Annotated in this window: 19 protein-coding genes and 2 tRNA genes; 1 reads left to right on the top strand and 20 read right to left on the bottom strand. The window is 56.9% G+C overall.

All coding sequences use genetic code 11. The annotated features are described in order from the left end of the window. Window positions 1–109: 109 nt before the first annotated feature. Both IEV54_RS10235 and ercA read right to left on the bottom strand, forming a co-directional pair. Window positions 110–1,867, bottom strand: coding sequence for a PAS domain-containing hybrid sensor histidine kinase/response regulator (locus IEV54_RS10235; RefSeq protein ID WP_150277082.1), 1,758 nt, complete (start codon window positions 1,865–1,867; stop codon window positions 110–112). Next, window positions 1,851–3,014, bottom strand: a complete 1,164-nt coding sequence (gene ercA, locus IEV54_RS10230; RefSeq protein WP_150277083.1) for an alcohol dehydrogenase-like regulatory protein ErcA — start codon at window positions 3,012–3,014, stop codon at window positions 1,851–1,853. The genes IEV54_RS10235 and ercA overlap by 17 nt, the downstream gene beginning before the upstream one ends. A 215-nt stretch (window positions 3,015–3,229) precedes the next feature. On the opposite strand from ercA, the gene IEV54_RS10225 reads away from it, so the two are divergent. Further along, on the top strand, window positions 3,230–5,383 hold the full coding sequence (locus IEV54_RS10225; protein ID WP_150277084.1) for a NosR/NirI family protein: 2,154 nt from the start codon (window positions 3,230–3,232) through the stop codon (window positions 5,381–5,383). A 241-nt stretch (window positions 5,384–5,624) separates the two neighbouring features. Here the strand turns inward: IEV54_RS10225 and IEV54_RS10220 are convergent, their stop codons facing one another. The 18 genes from IEV54_RS10220 to IEV54_RS10135 all read right to left on the bottom strand — a co-directional run bounded on the left by IEV54_RS10220 (window position 5,625) and on the right by IEV54_RS10135 (window position 21,051). Next, entirely contained in the window at window positions 5,625–7,529 is a 1,905-nt protein-coding gene (locus IEV54_RS10220) for a S9 family peptidase (protein ID WP_150277085.1), read from the bottom strand. Next, window positions 7,495–8,655, bottom strand: coding sequence for a pyrroloquinoline quinone biosynthesis protein PqqE (gene pqqE, locus IEV54_RS10215; protein ID WP_150277086.1), 1,161 nt, complete (start codon window positions 8,653–8,655; stop codon window positions 7,495–7,497). Before pqqE ends, IEV54_RS10220 begins: the two co-directional genes overlap by 35 nt. Next, complete coding sequence (gene pqqD, locus IEV54_RS10210) at window positions 8,627–8,905, bottom strand: pyrroloquinoline quinone biosynthesis peptide chaperone PqqD (protein WP_150277087.1); 279 nt, start codon at window positions 8,903–8,905, stop codon at window positions 8,627–8,629. Before pqqD ends, pqqE begins: the two co-directional genes overlap by 29 nt. Continuing rightward, the gene (gene pqqC, locus IEV54_RS10205) at window positions 8,902–9,639 is read right to left on the bottom strand and encodes a pyrroloquinoline-quinone synthase PqqC (RefSeq protein ID WP_150277133.1); all 738 of its coding nucleotides are present in this window, start codon (window positions 9,637–9,639) and stop codon (window positions 8,902–8,904) included. The genes pqqD and pqqC overlap by 4 nt, the downstream gene beginning before the upstream one ends. Window positions 9,640–9,664: 25 nt before the next feature. After that, window positions 9,665–10,576: a pyrroloquinoline quinone biosynthesis protein PqqB gene (gene pqqB / locus IEV54_RS10200; RefSeq protein ID WP_150277088.1), complete on the bottom strand. Its 912-nt coding sequence runs from the start codon at window positions 10,574–10,576 to the stop codon at window positions 9,665–9,667. Between the two features lie 69 nt (window positions 10,577–10,645). Next, complete coding sequence (pqqA, locus tag IEV54_RS10195; RefSeq protein WP_081941331.1) at window positions 10,646–10,717, bottom strand: pyrroloquinoline quinone precursor peptide PqqA; 72 nt, start codon at window positions 10,715–10,717, stop codon at window positions 10,646–10,648. A 254-nt stretch (window positions 10,718–10,971) separates the two neighbouring features. Continuing rightward, on the bottom strand, window positions 10,972–12,492 hold the full coding sequence (gene exaC, locus IEV54_RS10190) for an acetaldehyde dehydrogenase ExaC (protein WP_150277089.1): 1,521 nt from the start codon (window positions 12,490–12,492) through the stop codon (window positions 10,972–10,974). 341 nt (window positions 12,493–12,833) lie between these two features. Beyond that, window positions 12,834–13,178 carry a YggL family protein gene (locus tag IEV54_RS10185; RefSeq protein WP_150277090.1) on the bottom strand — a complete coding sequence of 115 codons (345 nt, stop codon included), beginning with the start codon at window positions 13,176–13,178 and terminating at the stop codon, window positions 12,834–12,836. A 158-nt stretch (window positions 13,179–13,336) separates the two neighbouring features. Beyond that, window positions 13,337–13,413, bottom strand: a tRNA-Pro gene (locus IEV54_RS10180). 88 nt (window positions 13,414–13,501) lie between these two features. Beyond that, a complete protein-coding gene (locus IEV54_RS10175; protein WP_022964137.1) occupies window positions 13,502–13,861 on the bottom strand; it encodes a MerR family transcriptional regulator in 360 nt (119 codons plus the stop codon). After that, a complete protein-coding gene (ihfA, locus tag IEV54_RS10170; RefSeq protein ID WP_036992243.1) occupies window positions 13,842–14,144 on the bottom strand; it encodes an integration host factor subunit alpha in 303 nt (100 codons plus the stop codon). The genes IEV54_RS10175 and ihfA overlap by 20 nt, the downstream gene beginning before the upstream one ends. 3 nt (window positions 14,145–14,147) lie before the next feature. Continuing rightward, window positions 14,148–16,529, bottom strand: coding sequence for a phenylalanine--tRNA ligase subunit beta (gene pheT, locus IEV54_RS10165; RefSeq protein WP_150277091.1), 2,382 nt, complete (start codon window positions 16,527–16,529; stop codon window positions 14,148–14,150). A gap of 40 nt (window positions 16,530–16,569) precedes the next feature. Beyond that, window positions 16,570–17,574: a phenylalanine--tRNA ligase subunit alpha gene (pheS, locus tag IEV54_RS10160; RefSeq protein WP_150277092.1), complete on the bottom strand. Its 1,005-nt coding sequence runs from the start codon at window positions 17,572–17,574 to the stop codon at window positions 16,570–16,572. Window positions 17,575–17,678: 104 nt separating this feature from the next. Further along, window positions 17,679–18,035, bottom strand: a complete 357-nt coding sequence (gene rplT, locus IEV54_RS10155) for a 50S ribosomal protein L20 (RefSeq protein ID WP_150277093.1) — start codon at window positions 18,033–18,035, stop codon at window positions 17,679–17,681. Between the two features lie 22 nt (window positions 18,036–18,057). After that, window positions 18,058–18,258: a 50S ribosomal protein L35 gene (rpmI, locus tag IEV54_RS10150; RefSeq protein WP_022964142.1), complete on the bottom strand. Its 201-nt coding sequence runs from the start codon at window positions 18,256–18,258 to the stop codon at window positions 18,058–18,060. 61 nt (window positions 18,259–18,319) lie between these two features. Then, the gene (gene infC, locus IEV54_RS10145; RefSeq protein WP_188434448.1) at window positions 18,320–18,871 is read right to left on the bottom strand and encodes a translation initiation factor IF-3; all 552 of its coding nucleotides are present in this window, start codon (window positions 18,869–18,871) and stop codon (window positions 18,320–18,322) included. Continuing rightward, window positions 18,868–20,793: a threonine--tRNA ligase gene (gene thrS / locus IEV54_RS10140; RefSeq protein ID WP_150277095.1), complete on the bottom strand. Its 1,926-nt coding sequence runs from the start codon at window positions 20,791–20,793 to the stop codon at window positions 18,868–18,870. Before thrS ends, infC begins: the two co-directional genes overlap by 4 nt. Window positions 20,794–20,974: 181 nt before the next feature. Then, window positions 20,975–21,051, bottom strand: a tRNA-Val gene (locus tag IEV54_RS10135). Window positions 21,052–21,329: the final 278 nt, after the last annotated feature.

Raw genomic sequence — 21,329 nt, 5'->3', positions numbered from 1 at the left:
TGAGCGCTCCTGGGCGGATCTTGGCAGCCCAGAGTAACCCCGCAAGCCGGGCTTTTATTCCCAAATGCCACCAAAGTAGTAATGAGTGACACTAAAGCACTAGGTGCGGTTACTCCTTGAGCATCTGCCCGAGCATCGCGCGTAGCTTGGCTGCCTTCAATGGCTTGCCAAGCACCGGAATACCCAGCTCACGGAGGGTCTGCTGACAGTGCTCACTGCGATCGGCTGTGATCATGATCGCCGGTACCACCTGCTGCCAATGCTCGCGCAAGCTACTTACCGCGTCGCAGCCGTTGCGGCCCTCATCCAGGTGATAGTCGACCAGAACCGCATCCGGGACGGATCCGCCAAGTTGTTCCAGCGCGGCTTCATGGTGAACCGCCACCCGCACATTGGCGCCCCACTGTTCCAGCAGGTCGCGCATGCTATCGAGAATGATCTGTTCATTATCTATTACCAGCAAAAGCCGTCCCTGCAGCGGTGCAACAAGCTGCTCCAGAACCCTGGCGGAGGGCAGCGGCGCGGCTGGCGCCATGGTAGCCAACGGGACACTGACCGAAAATACCGAACCCCGGCCAACTCTGGAGCGCACCGTCACGCCGGCCTCCAGAAGCGTGGCGATACGTTCGACAATCGCTAGCCCCAACCCCACGCCTTTGCGCTTTCCCTGCAGGTCTGACTGCGGAAGATTTGCCGACTGGGAGAGCTGATTGAACTCCTTGAAAATCGCGCGAAACTGCTCGACAGGTATGCCGCGCCCGGTATCCCAGACCTGTATTTCCAACCGACCGCCCTGCCTGCGAGCCCCGATCAGCACCCCTCCCCGATCCGTATAACGGATGGCATTACTCAGGAGGTTACGCAAAATCCGGCTGAACAGCCGGTAATCGGTATGCACCGCGCAGTCCGAGGGATGCATGCGCAAGCGGATGCCATTGAGGTCGGCCAACCCCTGAAACTCGGCAACCAGCGGCTCGATCAACTCCGCAAGACTATAGTTGCCGAGCTCCGGCTTGACGTTGCTCTGATCCAGACGGGCGATATCGAGCAGGTCGGTGAGCATGTCCTCGGCGCTTTCCAGCGCGCAATGGGAACGCTCGACCAGTTGCGCCTCGTCTGCCGGCAATGTCCGCTCACGCAGGGTCGACATCAACAAACGCGCTGCATTCATCGGTTGGAGCAGGTCGTGACTGGCCGCAGCGAGGTAACGATCCTTGCTCGTATTGGCCTGCTCAGCGGCATCCCTGGCTTCGCGCAGCGCCCGTTGAACCCTCTCACGCTCGATAATCTGGTGGCGTAAATCCGTATTCAACGCTTCCAGTTCCTGAGTGCGCGCCTGCACTCGCCGCTCCAGATCCTCGTTCAGCCGCTGCATGCTTGCCTGGGCGTTCTTGCGCTCGGTGATGTCGGCGACAAACCCCTCGACCACAGGCCCCTGCGCATCGGGGCGAAGCAGCATATTGATGCGTACATCCAGGTGCCGTCCATCGGCGCGAACCAGGCGCGTTTCGTATCCGGCCAGCTCACCCTGGCTCAACAACGCGCGGGTGATGGCCTGGAGCTCCTGGTCGCCATCAACAAAAACAGCTGCCCAACCCTTGTCGTGGCCAGCAATCACGGCTTGTGCATCGGGATAGCCGAGCATGCGGGCCAGGGCCCGGTTGACCGACAGAAATCCCTGGTCGAGCCCCGCCTGAAAGATACCGTGAAGCGCATTCTCGAACAGCCATTTGTAGCGATTGCGCTCGGCTTCCAGGTCCTCCAGTCGCGCCAGCAATTCGGGATAATAACTCTTGCGCGACGACTGGGAGCCCAGCCCCAGCAACCCCGTCAGTACTTCCCGGCGTGGGTCAGAGGGCTTCTGCATACACAACCTCGACGTCCTTGAGGCTGGACTCACGGGGATTGGTCAGGATGCAGGGGTCATGCATTGCGTGCATTGATAACATGGGAAGATCCGACATGCTGACGCCATGCATGGCCAGGCTCTGCTCGAAGCCCACAGCCTTCTTCAGATCGATCAGGTGTTGTACCAGCCGTTGCCGGATCTGTGGCGTTGTGAGGCCGCGAGTATCGATACCCAGGGTTTGAGCCACGACCTTGAATCGGTCGGGTGCCGAGGCATAGTTGAATGCGACCACGTGCTCGACCAGGATGGCATTACACAGTCCGTGGGGCAAATCGAGAAACCCCCCGAGACTGTGCGACATTGCATGCACTGCGCCAAGGATCGCGTTGGAAAATGCCAGTCCGGCCTGCAAGCTGCCAAGCATGATCTTTTCGCGCAGGGCAATATCCTGGGGGCTCTGGATCATCGCCACCAGATTGCCATTGATCAGACGCATGGCTTCCAGGGCGTGGGCGTCCGTCATCGGACCACTGCCGGTTGATACGAATGCCTCAATCGCATGAACCAGTGCATCGACTCCGGTACAGGCGGACAGAAACGGGTCCATGGTCGAGGTGGTTTCCGGATCGATCAGCGACACATCCGGGACCACGGCCTTACTGATGATGGAAAACTTTACCTTCTCCTGCTGGTTGGAAATGATCACGAACTGCGACACGTCGGCCGAGGTTCCGGCCGTGGTCGGCACCATGATCAGCGGCGGGATGGGCGCGCGTATGGTGTCGACGCCCTCGAAGGTGAGAATGTGCCGATCATGCGCCACCACGATGCCGATTGCCTTGGCACAATCCATGGGGCTGCCGCCGCCTACGGCAACAATCACGTTGCAACCGGCGGCTCGATACACCTCGGCGCCGAGCATGATCTCTTCGACACGTGGATTGGCGGATACCTGGGTGAAGAGCACGTAATCAATACTCTGCTCCTGCAGGCTCTGCTCGACATCCGCGAGCCACCCGGCAGCCTGTACGCCAGGATCGGAGACCAGCAAGACCTTTTTAGCGCCAAAGGTGGAGGCGTAGTTGGCGACGGTCTTGCGCGCGCCGGCACCAAAGATAATCTCCGGCGTAACGAACTTGCGTAACTGACTTATATCGTAGGACATGGCGATTCGACTGGCTTGTTATTGTGGGGCAAGAGTACCTGATTAACCGCCGCACCATAAGCATATTGCCCTTGAATCGGCCTCTTCCTACCCATCTGGAAGCCGCTTGGCAGGCGTACTAAGACCTAAGTATCTGCCGGGTTACCTGCAAGTCGCATGGTCGTCAAACGCCCTGCCCCGCAACATTGAAAAAAACCATAAATCCGGGATCAGCCATGCAAGCGCATTCAGTTCTGTCAGTTGCTCTGCGGGCAGCGTGTCTGCTTTGGCTCTTTTTCAGCCAGACACTCTACGCATCAGTTGATAACAGCGAGATTCAGGCACTGTTTCCCAAAGCCACGCGTATCGAACCAAAACAGGACAACCCTCCTGTCTACAGTGTCTATCAACTGGATGACTTGCTTGGCTACGCTTTCGAGTCCCAGGACTATTCAAGTCTCCAGGGCTTTTCAGGCAAGCCGATTCGTCTGCTTATCGGGCTGGAGCCACAGGGCATTCTGGTTGGCGTAAAAGTGCTCGAGCATCATGAGCCGGTATTTCTGCATGGCCTCGGGGAGCAGGCACTCTTTGACTTCGTCGAGCAATACCGCCAGCAGGACATCCGTACGCCGATCGTGGTTGGCGGCCGCCAGGCCACAACAGTGGATGGTACCTCCATCACTCAATTCGACGGAGTAAGCAAGGCCACTGTATCGGTGGTGATTCTGAACGAGACAGTACTGGTCTCAGCGTTAAGCGTCGCTCGCCAATTGCTCGACGACTTTGCCGGCAGCCCGCTGGCCACCCCACGATCTGATCTTTTCGAACCCCTGGATTGGCAACAGCTACTGGATCGGAGTTACCTGCAGCACTGGGAAATTTCACAGGCTGAGGTGGAACAGTCCCTCAATCAGCACATCGCCTATTTTCCCGACCTGGATATTGAAAGCCCCGAGCAACCTTTCAGCGAGTTGTACTTCGCCTACCTGAACACCCCCAACACCGGCCGCAACCTGCTTGGTGAAGCTGGTTTCGCACGCCTTACCAGCGAACTGAAAGCAAACGAACAGGCATTGCTGGTGATTTCCAGTGGGCTATACCCCCATGTCCCCGACGACTTCATTCCCGCCAGCGCGCCGAGCCGCCTGGTGCTGACGCAAAATGACAAGGCGATCGAACTGCACGATATGAACTACAACAACGGCGACATCCTGGGATCGCTGAATACGCCCATCAGCGAAGGTGTAGCCCATATTTTCCGGATCAAACCCCATGCCGGTTTCAACCCGGCAGAACCGGCCAGCCTGCAGTTGAATGTCAGTCTAAGGCGCAATCCGCTGGTTGAGAGCAGCGCACCCTTCACCCATCCCCTAACGCTGGATTCCACGCTATTCGATATCCAGGCTGCGCCTGCCGTACACAAACCAGTGCCTGTCTGGTTGCGCATGTGGCAGGAACGCGGCTGGCAGGTCGGGTTAACGCTGCTGGCTTTGGTCCTGTTGAGTATGGTCTTCATGTTCCAGCATCGTATCAGCCGCCACGGCCAGGCCTTTCATGTATTCCGCGCAGGTTTCTTGCTCTTTACCCTGTTATTTCTGGGTTTGTATGCCCAGGGTCAGCTCTCGGTAGTAAATATTTTCACTCTGCTGCTCGCCCTCGGACCTGACTTCGACTTGACCGTATTCCTGATGGATCCGGTGATTTTCATTCTTTGGAGTTTTACCTTCGTCAGCCTCTTCATCTGGGGACGGGGGCTGTTCTGCGGCTGGTTATGCCCATTCGGCGCGCTGCAGGAAATGCTCGGCTGGATCGCCAAAAAGCTAAACATCAAGCAATTGAAAATAGCTGATCCGTTGCATCAGAAACTGCAATGGATCAAATATGTGATTCTTGTCGGTTTGGTGCTAACGGCATTTTTATCATTGACGCTGGCTGAACGCCTTGCCGAGGTTGAGCCCTTCAAAACCAGCATCACCCTGTTCTTCATGCGCAGTTGGCCGTTCGTGCTGTATGCGCTGATATTGCTGGGCATGGGATTGTTTGTGCACAAGTTCTATTGCCGCTACGTCTGCCCCCTCGGCGCAGGCCTGGCAATGCTGGGCAAGTTTCATCTTTTCTCATGGCTCAAACGGATCGACGCCTGCGGCAAGCCTTGCCAGCACTGCAAGAACAGCTGCGAGATCGGCGCAATCAAACGTGATGGCAGCATCGACTACGGCGAGTGCATTCAGTGTCTGGAATGCATTGTCATTCTCAATAATGACAACCAGTGCGTGGCCACCATCAGTGCCGAAAAGCAAGCTCGCAAAGCGCGCAAACGCCTTGAGCAACGGGACATTATTGCGACCGATACGCCCTGGCGAGATGCGGCTACGCCGACCCAGGGCTGAATCCGCCCGTCTACCCTCGAGGGCTTGCCCATGCGTCACAGCCTTACTCAAACAACCGGAAAGCAACAGACTGAGGAAAGAACAGGCATCGGGCTACTTGTCTGGCGCCTGCGTCTTCTGGTGATAATGAACGCCGCAGCGGTGATACCGTTACTGCCGTTACTTCCGCAAGACCAGGTGCATGCCGAGGGGCATCCAACTGTTGCGCAGGCAAAAAGTCAGACAGAGCGCATCTGCACGCTCAACCTGGCAGCCAGCGCTGATAAAATGCCAACTCTTGCTCCAGCACGCTGCACAGTGTTTTTGCCTCGCGAAACCCATGACGTTCCTCTGCAAAGGTAAAGCACTCAACAGGGACGCCATGCGCTCGCAGTGCAGCCACCATGCGCTCGGTTTGCTCCGGTAGAACCACACCATCCTTGAGCCCCTGGAAAAAGATAACGGGTGTGCTGATTTCAACTGCGCGTTCCAGTGGCGAGCGGGCTAAGTAACGTTCGGGCTGACTCTCAGGATCGCCGATCAGCCAGTCGATATAGTCAGCTTCGAACTTGTGAGTATTTGCCCTGAGCCTTAACGGATCGCTGACCCCGTATAAACTGGCCGCTGCACGAAAACGCCCCTCGGCAGCTAGCAGGCTGCACAGAGTGGTGTAGCCCCCGGCACTGGAACCCCGAATAAACACCTTGTCGGGAGCTATATAGCCCTGCTGTACAAGATATTCGATCGCTCCGAACACGTCTTCCACATCGACCACACCCCACTCACCGCGCAGGCGTTGTCGGTAGGCTCGACCAAATCCCACGCTTCCCCGGTAGTTCAGATCGACAACGGCGAAGCCACGCTGCGTCCAGTACTGGATGCGATTATCAAATACCGCATAGGTCGCTGACGTTGGACCACCATGGGTAAAAATAACCAATGGCGGTAATTCTGAGGGGGAGGAATGACGACTATTGTGCGGCGAATAGAAAAAACCGTGAGCGACCTCACCATCTGCGCTGGGGTAGGACACTGATTGCGGCTGCGATATCTCATCTTCTGCCAAGGCGGGCATGATCTGTCGTATGACCTGATGCTCATGTGTCAACAGGTCTATTCGCAGTATGGCAGCGCTGCAGTGCACAGAGCCTGCCACACAGAATAACCATCGACTGTTCGCCACCAGCGCGCGGAAGCGCTGGTACCCGTGCGCCAACCGGCTTTCCTCGGCAGATTCAGCGTGGCGCAGCGCCAGGTGTCCGAGACCCTGTTCCAGCCAGCTGAGCGCCCACAAGCCCCCCGGCAAGCCCAGCACATGCCGCGGATTAAGCTGCCAGGGCGCTGGAGCATGATCGGCATTCCGGGCAGGCAGAGGCTGCAGGGTGTTGTTGTCGAGTACGCGCCAGGGCCGCCAGAAGCCATTCCTGTCGGTCAGGCACACCAGTGTTCCAAGTGCATCGAACTGTGGTTGCTGAAATGCTTCGGGGTGACCTGCTTCAGCCTGACCGCAGGAGCATACAGTGCGTTCCTGGATGCCCCCCTGTTGGTCGAGTACGGCGACCATAAGGCGCGTTCGGGTCCAGGCCAGGTCCGGCCGGTCCCACTCGACCCAGGCCATGCGGGAGCCATCGGGGCTGATACAAGGGCTATTATAGAAATCAGCGCCTTCGGCGACTATGCGGCGCACGCCCTGGGGGCTGATTGACACTAACCGGTGCTCTACAGCAGCGACGCTATGACACTCTTCGATTGCGATGAGATGACCGCGTTGGGAATCATAGACAAGTGCTCCGTACCGGCAATCGGGACGCTTTGTCAGTACCTGACAGTCCAGATCGAGCAAGGATTGGACATAGATCTGTTGATCGTATTCGTTGACAAAAAACAGCTGGCCTCCATGCAGGCAAAGCGCACCACCACCGTATTCATAAACACGGCTGCGGGCGCTGAAGCCATTTGGCGTCAAGCTACGCTGCCCACCCGGGGTCCATTCATGGACCAGATTGCGGCCGTCCTCTGGATGGAATTCAATCCAGAGCAGCCGCTCCTCGTCACAGACCAGATCGGCGTAATCACTTGCCGCTGCGACCGCTTGTGCGGCAGTGAACGAACTGGTCCAGAACCCGGGACGTTCAGCCTTTGCAGATGATTCGCGAGGTTCGCTCATTACGGAATGTCAGCACCTCTATTGGCGGTTGGGGCAACTCGGCCTCAGAGCGAGCAGCCAGTATCTTGTCGTGATGCGGTGATTTACTGCAGACCGGGTCTGCCTGGGTTGCATCTCCTGTAAGCATATACGCCTGACATCGGCAGCCACCAAAATCCTTTTCCTTTTCGTCACAGGAGCGGCAGGGTTCGCTCATCCACTCATACCCACGGAAACGATTGAATCCGAACGAGTCGTACCAGATGTGCGACAAGCTGTGCGCGGTAACGTTGGGAAAACTCACCGGCAATTGCCGAGCACTATGACAGGGTAATGCCGTGCCATCAGGCGTAATGCTCAGAAAGATATTGCCCCACCCATTCATGCAGCCCTTGGGCCGCTCTTCATAATAGTCGGGGGTCACCAGAATCAGTTTGCAGGGGTGATTTTCAGCGGCCAGTTTAAGGCGGTATCGCTGGGTAACGGTTTCAGCATGGTCAAGCTGGGCCTTGGTGGGCAACAGGCCAGCCCGGTTCAGGTGCGCCCAGCCGTAATATTGGCAGGTAGCCAATTCAACGAAATCCGCCTCCAGTGCCAGACAGAGCTCGATAATTTTCTCTATCTCGTCGATGTTGTGCCGATGCGTCACGAAGTTGAGCACCATAGGGTACCCGGCCGCCTTCACGGCGCGCGCCATCGCCAGCTTTTGCTCAAAAGCCTTGCGCGAGCCAGCAAGCAAGTTGTTGATCTCGGCATCGGACGCCTGAAAACTGATCTGGATGTGATCGAGCCCCGCCTGCTTGAACGCGTTTATCTTTTGCTCGGTCAGGCCCATACCCGAGGTTATCAGATTGGTATAGAACCCGAGCTCACGCGCCGCGCCGATCAACTCGACCAGGTCGTCACGCACCAGTGGCTCGCCACCGGAGAACCCGAGTTGCGCTGCACCCAGCGCCCTGGCCTGAGTGAATACGTCTACCCATTGTGCTGTAGTCAGTTCATCCTTGTGATTGGCGAACTCCAGCGGGTTTGAACAATAGGGACATTGCAGCGGACAGCGATAAGTCAGCTCGGCCAGCAGCCACAACGGTGGCCCCTGCTCTGCAACCAGCGGGCTGTCAGCGGACCTGGATCCAGTGTTGTGCATTGGCCACCTCGATAAAGGCGAGGATGTCTTCATCCAGGCCTGGAACATTCGGAAAACGATCGGATAGGCTGTCTATGATGCCTTTGATTTGCCGCTCGCCGTCGATCAGCAACAGCACCTGGGCAGCACTCTCGTTCAATTTGACCATCCCTTCCGGGTACAACAGAACGTGGCTGTTCTGGATTGGCTCCCACTGCAGACGAAATCCGGGACGCAGTACTGGCACCTGGCTTTTCTGAAAGTCGATCACAGTTCTATTCCCCTATGCCAGACAGCTTGTGTTGTAACCGTGTGATAGGGCGCGCGGCCCAGTTCGTAGGCCATGGTCATGGCATCAAGCATGCTCCAGAGGATGTCCAGCTTGAACTGCAGGATATCGAGCATGCGCTGCTGAGCGGTGTGGGTTTGATAATGGCTGAGCGTGATGCGCAAGCCATGCTCGACGTCGCGCCGCGCCTCACTCATGCGTTTACGGAAATACTCATATCCGCGACTGTCTATCCACGGATAATGCGCCGGCCAGCTATCAAGACGTGACTGGTGAATCTGCGGCGCAAACAGCTCGGTCAACGAAGAACTGGCCGCTTCCTGCCAGCTCGCCCTACGGGCAAAATTGACATAGGCATCTACTGCAAAGCGCACGCCCGGCAATACCCGTTCCTGCGACAACAGAATGTCCCGATCCAGGCCTACAGCCTCGCCCAGTCGTAACCAGGCTTCAATACCACCCTGCCCGTCCGCCTCGCCATCATGATCTACAATCCGCTGTATCCATTCGCGACGGGTAGCCGAGTCATTGCAGTTAGCCAGAATCGCCGCATCCTTGAGCGGAATCTTGATCTGGTAGTAGAAGCGATTGGCAACCCAGCCCTGAATCTGCTCGCGGCTGGCGGTGCCGTTATACATGGCTACATGGTAGGGATGATGAATATGGTAATAGGCTCCCTTGGCCCGCAGGGCCTGCTCGAAAGCATCGGCGTTCATTGGTTGGGGCTGCAAGATGGACTCCTTAAAGCGTGATGTGCATGCCGTCAAAAGCGACTTCAATTCCGTGCTGGGTCAGTTCGGCCCGCTCAGGCGAATCCTCATCCAGGATAGGATTGGTATTATTTATGTGGATGAGTACCTTGCGAGAGGCCCGCTGCTCATCGAGCAAGGCAATCATCCCGTCAACGCCGCTCTGCTGTAGATGCCCCATTTCGCTACCCAGCTTGTCGCCCACGCCAGCGAATGCCATTTCGTCATCACGCCACAAGGTGCCGTCCACCAGCAGACAGTGGGCGTCAGCCATCACTGCCCTGACTCGATCATCTGGACGACCCAGACCTGGTGCGTAGAAAAGGACGCCACCGGTATTCAGATCGCGCACCAGTAATCCGATGTTGTCACCAGGATGGGGATTGTTACGATGCGGCGAATAGGGAGGCGCTGCGCTGCGTAACGCAATGGCGGTAAAACGCAAAGCAGGACAAACGGGAATGCTGAACTCTCCAGCCAAAGGGATCGGATTCCATTGCAAGCCCCCATTCCAGTGCGCCAACATCTTGAACAGGGGAAAACCGGTGCTGAGATCCTCATGTACCATGTCGGTACACCACACCTGGTGTGGGCAGCCCTCGCGCAAGGTCAAGAGGCCTGTTACATGATCGATCTGGCTATCCATCAACACAATTGCACCGATTGCGGTATCGCGCACAGCGCGCGCGGGCTGCAGCACCGGAGTGCTTTCCAGCTGAGCACGAATATCCGGCGACGCGTTGCAAAGAATCCAGTTGATACCGTCGTCCGACAAGGCGATAGAAGATTGGGTGCGCGGCTTGGCGTTCAGGGTGCCCTTGCGTACTCCGTCACAGTTATGGCAATTGCAGTTCCACTGCGGAAAACCGCCCCCCGCTGCTGAACCTAGTATCTGAATATGCATGGGTTTTCCTGAGGCTCACCGAATCGGTTTGATCTGAGAAACACCCCGGCAAGCCGGGGTGCCGACTGCTCAACGATTAGCAAAGTACATGGTGACTTCAAAGCCGATACGCAGATCGGTAAAGCTCGGTTTAGTCCACATAGGTCGATCCTCTTGTTTTACGAGTGAGTCATGTCGGTCAATGCCGACAGATTCAGTTAAACACCCGCATTGAACTCCAAGAATGGTACTTTGGAACTAGATTCGGCCCGATTTGGTAGGGCCTGAAAGTGCCTGATCTGGTTACAGTTATCCGCCGGGCATAAAAAAACGCAGCCGAAGCTGCGCAATAATGGAGACCACCCACAGAATACGCCCGCCCGGGGGGAGCAATCCCGGGCGAACGCAACAGGGACCTAGAAGAAGCCCAGTGGATTGGTGTCGTAGCTGACCAGCAGGTTCTTGGTCTGCTGATAACTGTCGAGAATCATCTTGTGCGTTTCCCGTCCGACACCTGACTGCTTGTAGCCGCCAAAAGCCGCATGGGCCGGGTACAGGTGATAGCAGTTAGTCCATACTCGACCAGCCTGGATCGCACGGCCCATGCGATAGGAGCGATTGTTGTCGCGCGTCCAGAGCCCTGCACCAAGGCCGAACTCGCTGTCATTGGCAATCGCCAGTGCTTCGGCTTCGTCCTTGAAGGTGGTGACGCTGACGACCGGACCAAATATCTCTTCCTGGAATATGCGCATCTTGTTGTGACCCTTAAGCAGGGTCGGCTGAATGTAATATCCGTTGTTGATGCTGTCTTCCAACTTTTCTGCATTACCGCCAATCAGGAACTCGGCGCCCTCCTGACGAGCAACCTCCATGTAAGACAGGATCTTGTCGAACTGCTGCTCGGAAGCCTGGGCACCGACCATGGTTTCCGTATCCAGTGGATTACCACGCTTGATGCTCTGGGTGCGTTTGATTGCCAGCGCAATGAATTCGTCGTACATGGATTCCTGGATCAACGCCCGTGATGGACAAGTGCAGACTTCGCCCTGGTTGAAAAACGCCAGGACCAGACCCTCCACAGCCTTACTGATAAATGACTCTTCCGCCTGCATGATGTCGGCAAAGAAGATGTTGGGAGACTTGCCACCGAGCTCAACCGTGCAAGGAATAATATTTTCCGCAGCAGCGTGCATGATGTGCCTGCCAACCGGTGTGGAGCCAGTGAAGGCGATCTTGGCGATGCGCTTGCTCGTAGCCAGTGCTTCGCCTGCTTCACGTCCGTAGCCGTTGACCACGTTAAGAACGCCCGGCGGCAACAGGTCACCGATGATCTCCATCAGTACCAGGATACCCAGCGGCGTCTGTTCCGCCGGCTTGAGCACGATGCAATTACCCGCGGCCAGCGCTGGCGCGAGCTTCCAGGCAGCCATCAGCAGTGGGAAGTTCCAGGGAATGATTTGACCCACGACGCCAAGCGGTTCATGGAAATGATAAGCGGTGGTGTGCTCATCAATCTCCGCCAGCGTTCCTTCCTGGGCGCGAATACAACCAGCGAAGTAGCGGAAATGATCCGCTGCGAGCGGGATGTCGGCGTTCAATGTTTCGCGAACGGCCTTGCCGTTGTCCCAGGTCTCGGTAACAGCAAGCTTTTCGAGATTCTGTTCAATGCGGTCAGCTATCTGCAGAAGAATATTGCCACGAGCCTGCACCGAGGTTTTGCCCCAGGCTACCTTGGCTGCGTGAGCGGCATCCAGAGCCTTTTCGATATCTTCGCCAGTGGAACGGGGAATCTCGCATATAACGCCACCCGTCACAGGCGAGAGGTTGGTGAAGTACTGCCCTTTGACTGGCGCGACAAATTCACCATTGATGAAGTTGCCATAACGCTCTTTGAAAGAAACGACAGAGCCCTGAGCTCCGGGATTTGCATAAATCATGATTGTTATCCTCTGCACGTTGCCTGGCTCCTCACGAGCCAAGTCTTGAAACGATACTAGTTACAGCAGAGGGTCCCCGGGTATGCCTCCTTGGCAGGGTGGGGTTCGTTATTTAGTACTACTAGCACCAAAATGAGTTCAAGCGGATCAGCAACAGCCAACTCTGGGGCCAAAAACAATACGCATAAAAAAGCCCAGTCATTTCTGACTGGGCTTTTTCATCAATATCCATCGGGACGGGCGTCGCAACGACGACTGAGCGTTACCACGCAGCGACAGAAGCTGGCCATGGTAGCCTGATTCTACTTCTGAACCCCGTCAGGTATGGAGCGATTACCACTTCAGGCCGAAGCAGTAATTGCCGTGTCTGGATACCAGGCATCCACCAGCGGACTGACTTCCACTTTGCTCAGTTCGCTACGGCCTTTGAGCCAGCTCTCTACCGCTGCACGCTGTTCTTCGCTGACAGAGCCCCGCTCGGCCAGGCAGACCAGGCCGAAATCTTCACCGCCAACATAGTTCAGGCCGTTGGCTTCCAGAGCCTGCAGAATGAACTGATCGAGGAAGCTATCGATCTCTTCAACACCAAGGTCATCCTTCAGATCCAGGTTCAGCTCGAATCCCAGTTCCTGAAACTCATCAACACAGAGCTTTTTGCGCAAACGACGCGAACGGGTGGTAGCCATGGAAAATTCCTCTTTGGATGATTTAAGCAGGGAGAATAACAAGCTTGAAGGTCGGTCAGATTACAAGATACAGGGCAAACAGTTTGCCGGGAGTCGCCCTTCAGCTCCCAGAAATGAAAAAGCCCAATGCGTCAACATTGGGCTAAATCACTGAATATTGGTCGGGACGGAGTGATTCGAACACTCGACCCCTTGCACCCCATGCAAGTGCGCTACCAGGCTGCGCTACGCCCCGACTGTGCTTCGACTTTGTCTGTCGAAGCGGGTCGCATAATACATTAACTATCTGATACGAGAAAGTTTTTTTTCATTATGCGGGTAAATCAATGGGTCCGCAGAACCTGCAGCACTTCTTCCAGTTCGGTGATGGTCTGGCGGATCAATTGCTTGTAATGGGTGACGTCTTCCTTTGCTTCATCACCGGACAGACGCTGACGGGCGCCGCCAATAGTGAAGCCCTGATCGTAAAGCAGTGCACGGATCTGACGGATCATAAGCACGTCCTGACGCTGGTAGTAGCGACGGTTGCCGCGGCGCTTGACCGGCGACAGTTGTGGGAATTCCTGCTCCCAGTAACGCAATACGTGCGGCTTGACCGCACACAGCTCACTCACTTCGCCGATGGTGAAGTAACGCTTGCCGGGTATGACTGGTAGTTCGTCGTTATGGCTGGGTTCCAGCATATGCTTCTACTCGTGCCTTGAGTTTCTGTCCGGGGCGAAAGGTGACCACACGCCGGGCGGTAATAGGAATTTCTTCACCGGTCTTGGGGTTGCGGCCTGGCCGCTGGCGCTTGTCGCGCAGGTCAAAATTGCCGAATCCCGACAGTTTGACCTGCTCGTTGCTTTCCAGGGCGTTCCGAATCTCTTCGAAAAACAGTTCTACCAGTTCCTTGGCTTCACGCTTGTTGAAGCCAAGTTCCTCGTAGAGACGTTCCGCCATTTCTGCTTTTGTCAGAGCCCCCATAGGCTATTTCCTTAGTGTGGCATTGAACCTTTGCTCCAGAGACGTAAGCACTTTGTCCATGACAGCGTTCACCTCATCATCAGTAAGAGTGCGTGACGAATGCTGTAACGTCAAGCCGATTGCCAGACTTTTTCTATGCGGATCAATACCTTTACCTTCATAGACGTCAAACAACCTGAGGTTCTTCAATGCTTCGCCCGCATTGCTTTGAATGTCGGCAAGCAGATCTGCGGCCACCATTGTCTTGTCGACGACCAGAGCGATGTCCCGACGAACTTCAGGGAAACGGGACAACTCAGCGAAACGCGGCAGGCGCCCCTTGATGATTTTGCCTAGAGCCAGTTCGAATACGAACACGGCACCTTGCAGATCCAGCTCGGTGGCCAGTTGTGGATGCAACGCACCCAGCCAGCCAACTGTGTGTCCGTCGCGGGTGATACGCGCGGTCTGACCCGGATGCAAAGCAGGGTGCTCTGCGGGCTCGAAGCGGTACTGATCACCCGCACCGCCCTGCCCCAGCAACGCCTCTACATCGCCCTTCACATCATGGAAGTCGAGCTTGTCGCTACTGTTGGCCCAGCCTTCGGGTGCACGGCTGCCCGTGGCGATACCGGACAGCATCGGTTCCTGCAGCAGTTGGCCATCGGCCTGGGGCACGAAGCGCAGACCGCTTTCGAACAGGCGGACGCGGCCCTGCTGACGGTTCTGGTTGTACTGCACGGCCTTGCTCAGACCTGGCCACAAGGACGTGCGCATAACAGCCATGTCGCTGGAGATCGGATTAGCCAGGGCCAGGGGCTCGATCTGCGGGTCGAACAGTTTGTTCAGACCCGGCTCGACGAAGCTGTAGGTAATGGCTTCATGGTAACCGCGAGCAACCAGCAGGCGACGCAGTACCGGCAGCTCGCCACGGGTTTCCGGCTTGGCAGTCAGGGTCAGCGCTGCGGTGGGCGCACTGACGGGTAGACGGTTGTAGCCATACAGGCGGGCCAGCTCTTCGATCAGGTCGACCTCAATGCTGATGTCGAAGCGGTGGCTGGGTACATTGATCTGCCATTGCTCGGCGCCATCGGCGTTGATCTGCAGTCCGAGGCCTGTGAGGTAGCCGGTAATATCGGCGTCGCTCATCTGCATGCCCAGCATTTGCGTGATGCGCTCGTTACGCAGGGTGATGTGCTTGAGCGTAGGCAACTGCGCCTGCTCAACCGCTTCAACGATCGGACCAGGCTCGCCACCAACGATTTCCAAAATCAGTGCGGTGGCGCGCTCGGCTGCTTCGCGCTGCAGCTGCCAGTCGACGCCACGCTCGAAACGGTGTGAAGAGTCGGTGTGCAAGCTGTAACCGCGGGCTTTGCCGGCGATCGCGATGGTGTCGAAGAACGCGCTTTCCAGGAACAGATCGGTAGTCTTCTCGCTGACGCCGCTATGCTCGCCGCCCATGATGCCGGCCATGGCCAGCGGCCGTTCGTGGTCGGCAATCACCAGGGTGTCGGCACGCAGGGTTATTTCCTGGCCATCAAGCAGTACCAGTTTCTCGCCCTCCTCGGCCATGCGCACACGAATACCGCCGCGGATCTCGGCCAGATCGAATGCGTGTAGCGGCTGACCCAGTTCGAGCATGACGTAGTTAGTGATATCGACCACTGCATCAATGCTGCGGATATCGCTGCGACGCAGGCGCTCGACCATCCACAGGGGCGTCGGGCGGGACAGGTCGACATTGCGAATCACGCGGCCGATATAGCGCGGACACGCCTGGGGCGCGAGCAGCTCGACCGCGCGCTGTTCGTCATTGATTGCGGGCACGGCTGGAACGGTCGGACGGCAGACCTGCTCGCCGTAGTTGGCTGCGACTTCACGGGCCAGGCCGGCGATCGACAGGCAGTCACCGCGGTTGGGAGTCAGGTCGACTTCGATAATAGCGTCGTTCAGACCCAGGTATTCGCGCAGATCCTGGCCTGCGGGTGCATCCGCGGGGAGTTCGTACAGGCCGTCGTGATCGTCGGACAACTGGAGCTCGGCAGCGGAGCACAGCATGCCCTGGGACTCGACGCCGCGCAGCTTGGCTTTCTTGATCTTGAAGTCTTCACCCAGTACCGCGCCAACAGTGGCGAAAGGTACCTTGATGCCGGCACGCGCATTAGGCGCGCCGCAAACAACCTGGTGCTGCTCACCGCCGGCGCTGACCTGGCAGACACGCAGCTTGTCGGCATCGGGGTGTTGTTCGGCGCTGATGATCTCGCCGACTACCACGCCACTGAAGGCCCCGGCGGCGGGCGTGACGCTATCGACTTCCAGACCGGTCATGGACAGGCGCGCTACCAGCTCATCGCTGGAGACCGGCGGATTCACCCAGGTGCGCAACCACTGTTCACTGAATTTCATTGTTGGTTCCTGCTTTCAAAGGGATTGGCGGGTGCGTCGCTTAGCGAAACTGCTCGAGAAAACGCAGATCGTTATCGAAGAAGATGCGCAAATCGCCCACTCCGTAACGCAGCATCGTCAGGCGCTCGACGCCCATGCCGAAGGCAAACCCCTGATATTTTTCCGGATCGATACCGGACATGCGCAGCACATCCGGGTGCACCATGCCGCAGCCCAGCACTTCCAGCCAGTCGGCCTTTTCTTCACCGTTCTTGACCACGGTGCGGCGGATATCCACCTCGGCGGAAGGTTCGGTGAACGGGAAGAACGAGGGACGGAAACGCACTTCCAGGTCAGCTTCGAAGAACTCGCGCAGGAACTGCTCGATGGTGCCTTTCAGATCAGCAAAACTCACGCCCTCGTCGATCAGCAGGCCTTCGACCTGGTGAAACATGGGTGAGTGGGTCTGATCCGAGTCGCAGCGGTAGACACGGCCCGGACAGATGATCCGGATCGGCGGCTGCGTGCTTTCCATGGTACGTACCTGAACCGGTGAGGTGTGGGTGCGTAGCAGGGTGTTAGCGTTGAAGTAGAAGGTGTCGTGCATTGCCCGGGCCGGGTGATGGCCGGGAATGTTGAGTGCTTCGAAGTTGTGATAATCGTCCTCGACTTCAGGACCTTCCTCGACGGTATAACCGACGTGGGCAAAAATCTGTTCAATCCGCTCCATGGTGCGCGTAACGGGATGCAGTCCGCCGCTGACCTGGCCGCGGCCTGGCAGGGTGACGTCAATCCGCTCGGCAGCCAGCTTCTGATCCATGGCTGCTGCTTCCATGCTGCTCTTGCGGGCATTTAGCTCGCTCGAGACCTTCTCCTTGGCTTCATTGACCATGGCGCCTACTTTGGGGCGCTCTTCGTTGGGGATATTGCCCAGGGTCTTCATTACCTGGGTCAGTTCGCCCTTCTTGCCAAGGTATTGCACACGTATCTGTTCCAACGTGCTGACATCATCGGCCTGTTCGATTGCCTTCAGGGCTTGGCCGACCAGGGCGTCAAGATTTTCCATTTACAGACTCCAGAAACAAAAATAGGGGAAGAGCGATGAGGCTCTTCCCCTATTAATGACGTTGCCAACCGGAGCCAGGCTCCGGTGATTGTCGTAACGAGGGCTTAAGCCAAGCTAGCCTTTGCTTTTTCGACAATCGCGGTAAACGCCGCTTTTTCGTTCACAGCCAGATCGGCCAGAACCTTGCGGTCGATTTCGATGGACGCTTTCTTCAAGCCAGCGATCAAACGGCTGTACGACATACCGTTCATACGCGCACCAGCATTGATACGGGCAATCCACAGAGCACGGAACTGACGCTTGCGCTGCTTGCGGTCACGGTAAGCATACTGACCTGCCTTGATGACCGCCTGCTTGGCAACACGGAATACGCGTGAGCGTGCACCGTAGTAGCCTTTGGCGAGTTTCAGAATTTTCTTGTGACGCTTACGCGCCATTACACCACGCTTAACACGAGCCATTCTTTATATCCTCAACCTTGACTTAACGGAGACGCAACATGCGCTCGACTTTTTGCACATCAGCAGGGTGCAACTCGGAAGTACCCCGAAGTTGACGCTTACGCTTAGTGCTCATCTTGGTCAGGATGTGGCTCTTGAAAGCATGCTTGTGCTTGAGACCGTTGCCGGTCGCCTTGAAGCGCTTTGCAGCACCCCTTTTGGTCTTCATCTTTACTTTAGCCATGTTCAATTTCTCCGCATAGAGCGTTAATAGATAACCGCAAGGCCTGGCGATGCCCTGGAGGTTACTTTTTCTTCTTGGGTGCGATGACCATCATCAGCTGACGACCTTCCATTTTCGGATGCTGTTCGACGGTGCCGTATTCCAGCAGGTCTTGTTCGACCCGCTTCAACAACTCCATCCCCAGCTCCTGGTGGGCCATTTCGCGGCCGCGGAATCGCAATGAAACCTTGGCTTTATCCCCATCACTCAGGAAGCGTATAAGGTTACGTAGCTTGACCTTATAGTCCCCGTCTTCCGTCCCTGGTCGAAACTTTATTTCTTTGATCTGAATCTGTTTCTGATTCTTGCGCGCGACGGCCTGCTGTTTCTTCTTTTCGAAGACGTGCTTGCCGTAGTCCATGACTCGGCAAACCGGCGGCTCTGCATCAGGAGAGATCTCAACCAGGTCCATCTTGGCCTCTTCTGCTGCGGCCATGGCTTCCTGAATGGACACGATACCGATTTGTTCACCTTCGGCACCGATCAGGCGGACTTCGCGCGCCGTGATGTTCTCGTTGATCGGCGGGCGTTGTGCGGCTCTTTTGTCTTGTCTCATCTCGCGTTTAATCTTTATAGCTCCGAATTCTGGCGGCCTCGTTGTGCAACGTCACGGGCGAGGTATTCGGAGAACTCGGTAACAGTCATGGAACCCAGATCTTTACCCTCCCGTGTGCGCACGGCCACAGTGTGCGATTCGACTTCCCTATCTCCAATTACCAGGAGGTAAGGTGTCTTGTGCAAAGTATGCTCGCGAATCTTAAAGCCAATTTTCTCGTTTCTCAAGTCCGCAGTGGCCCGATAGCCCATTTCATTGAGACTTTTCTCCACTTCGGAGCAAAAATCGGCCTGATTGTCGGTGATATTGAGAATGGCGGCCTGCGTTGGAGCAAGCCAGGCAGGAAAATCGCCAGCGTAATGTTCGATCAGAATACCGATGAATCGTTCAAAGGAACCCAGGATCGCGCGGTGCAACATGACCGGAGTCTTGCGTGCGCCGTCTTCGGCTACATACTGGGCGCCGAGGCGACCTGGCAGCATGAAGTCCAGCTGCAGAGTTCCGCACTGCCAAACGCGGCCAATGCAGTCCTTTAAAGAAAATTCGATCTTCGGACCGTAGAACGCACCCTCGCCCGGCTGCAGATCCCATTTCAGTCCGGCCTTGTTCAGGGCAGATTCGAGACCCTTTTCAGCCTGATCCCAGAGCGCGTCGTCACCAACCCGGCTTTCCGGACGGGTCGACAGCTTGAGCTCGACGTCGTCGAAGCCGAAGTCCTTGTAGACCTGCAAGGTCAGCGCTATGAAGTCGGACGCTTCGGCCTCGACCTGCTCATCGGTGCAGAAGATGTGCGCATCGTCCTGGGTAAAGCCGCGCACGCGCATCAGGCCATGCAGGGAGCCGGAGGGCTCGTTGCGGTGGCAGGAGCCGAACTCGGCCAGACGCAGCGGCAGCTCGCGGTAGCTCTTCAGGCCCTGATTGAACACCTGTACGTGGCACGGACAGTTCATCGGCTTGATGGCGTAGTCGCGGCTTTCCGACTCGGTGGTGAACATGGCGTGGGAATAATGCTCCCAGTGGCCTGAGCGCTCCCAGAGCACCCGATCAACGACCTGAGGGGTCTTGATCTCTTTGTAGTTGGCACCGCGCTGGATCTGGCGCATGTACTGCTCGAGCACCTGATAGATGGTCCAGCCATCCGGATGCCAGAACACCATGCCCGGGGCTTCTTCCTGAGTATGGAACAGGCCCAGGCGCTTGCCGATCTTGCGGTGATCACGTTTCTCGGCTTCTTCCATACGCTGGATGTAGGCAGCCAACTGCTTCTTGTCGGCCCATGCGGTGCCGTAGATGCGCTGCAGCTGCTCGTTCTTGGCATCGCCACGCCAGTAGGCGCCGGAGATGCGGGTCAGCTGGAAGGCCTTGAGAAAGCGGGTGTTGGGCACGTGCGGACCGCGGCACATGTCGACGTATTCTTCGTGGTAGTACAGGCCCATGCTCTGCTCGTCGGGCATGTCTTCGACCAGACGCAGCTTGTATTCCTCACCACGGGACTCGAACACCTCGATGACCTGGTCACGCGGGGTGACCTTCTTGATCACGTCGTAATCGGTGGCGATCAGCTCACGCATGCGCGCTTCGATGGCGGCCATGTCTTCGGGGGTGAAGGAGCGCTCGTAGGCGATGTCGTAATAGAAACCGTCATCGATTACCGGGCCAATCACCATCTTGGCGGTCGGGTACAGCTGCTTTACAGTATGACCAATCAGGTGAGCGCAGGAGTGGCGGATGATCTCCAGCCCCTCTTCGTCCTTCGGCGTGATGATCTGCAGGGTCGCATCGGTGTCGATGGTGTCGCAGGCGTCTACCTGCTTACCGTTGACCTTACCGGCCAGAGTGGCTTTAGCCAGGCCTGCGCCAATGGATTGCGCGACCTCGAGTACGGTAACGGGGTGATCGAACGATTTCTGACTGCCGTCGGGGAGAGTAATAGTGGGCATGTGCCGCTCCTTCTCAGTGGTGACCCCTACGCAAGGCCACATGATGGAAAAGTCCGTCCGGAATGCCTGATGCTGCAGTTCAGACCAGCTAACGATCGCCGGCGCCCACACGGGCTACTGCACAGGCGCCCCGAAGGGCGCTGAAACAAAAAACCCGGCCACAGGGGCCGGGCTTTTAATTTGGTAGGCACGAGCGGATTCGAACCGCTGACCCCCACCATGTCAAGGTGGTGCTCTAACCAACTGAGCTACGTGCCTGCAATGGCCGCGAACTTTACGCAGCACGCCGAACCTTGTCAAGCGGTAAGTTACTGAATATCTGCAAGTTACCTGAAGGGCGCGGTGCGCGGCTCAGGGCCGGCGGAACGTTTCTGGAGCGGAAGGTCAAAATGGTTTCCCGCGTGCGCGGGAATGACGGGGTATTGGGGCGGGCAGCGGGAGTCTGTCTGATAAATGTTGAGCCGGTCACATAGGTAACACCACAAACCGGCCACATAGGTAACACCTATGTTGGCCGTATTACTCGTCCCCGGCGT

It is taken from the genome of Halopseudomonas salina (assembly GCF_014637955.1).
Taxonomy (GTDB): domain Bacteria; phylum Pseudomonadota; class Gammaproteobacteria; order Pseudomonadales; family Pseudomonadaceae; genus Halopseudomonas; species Halopseudomonas salina.
The sequence above is the reverse complement of the archived record's forward strand: the minus strand, read 5'-3'. Positions and strand labels throughout refer to the sequence as shown.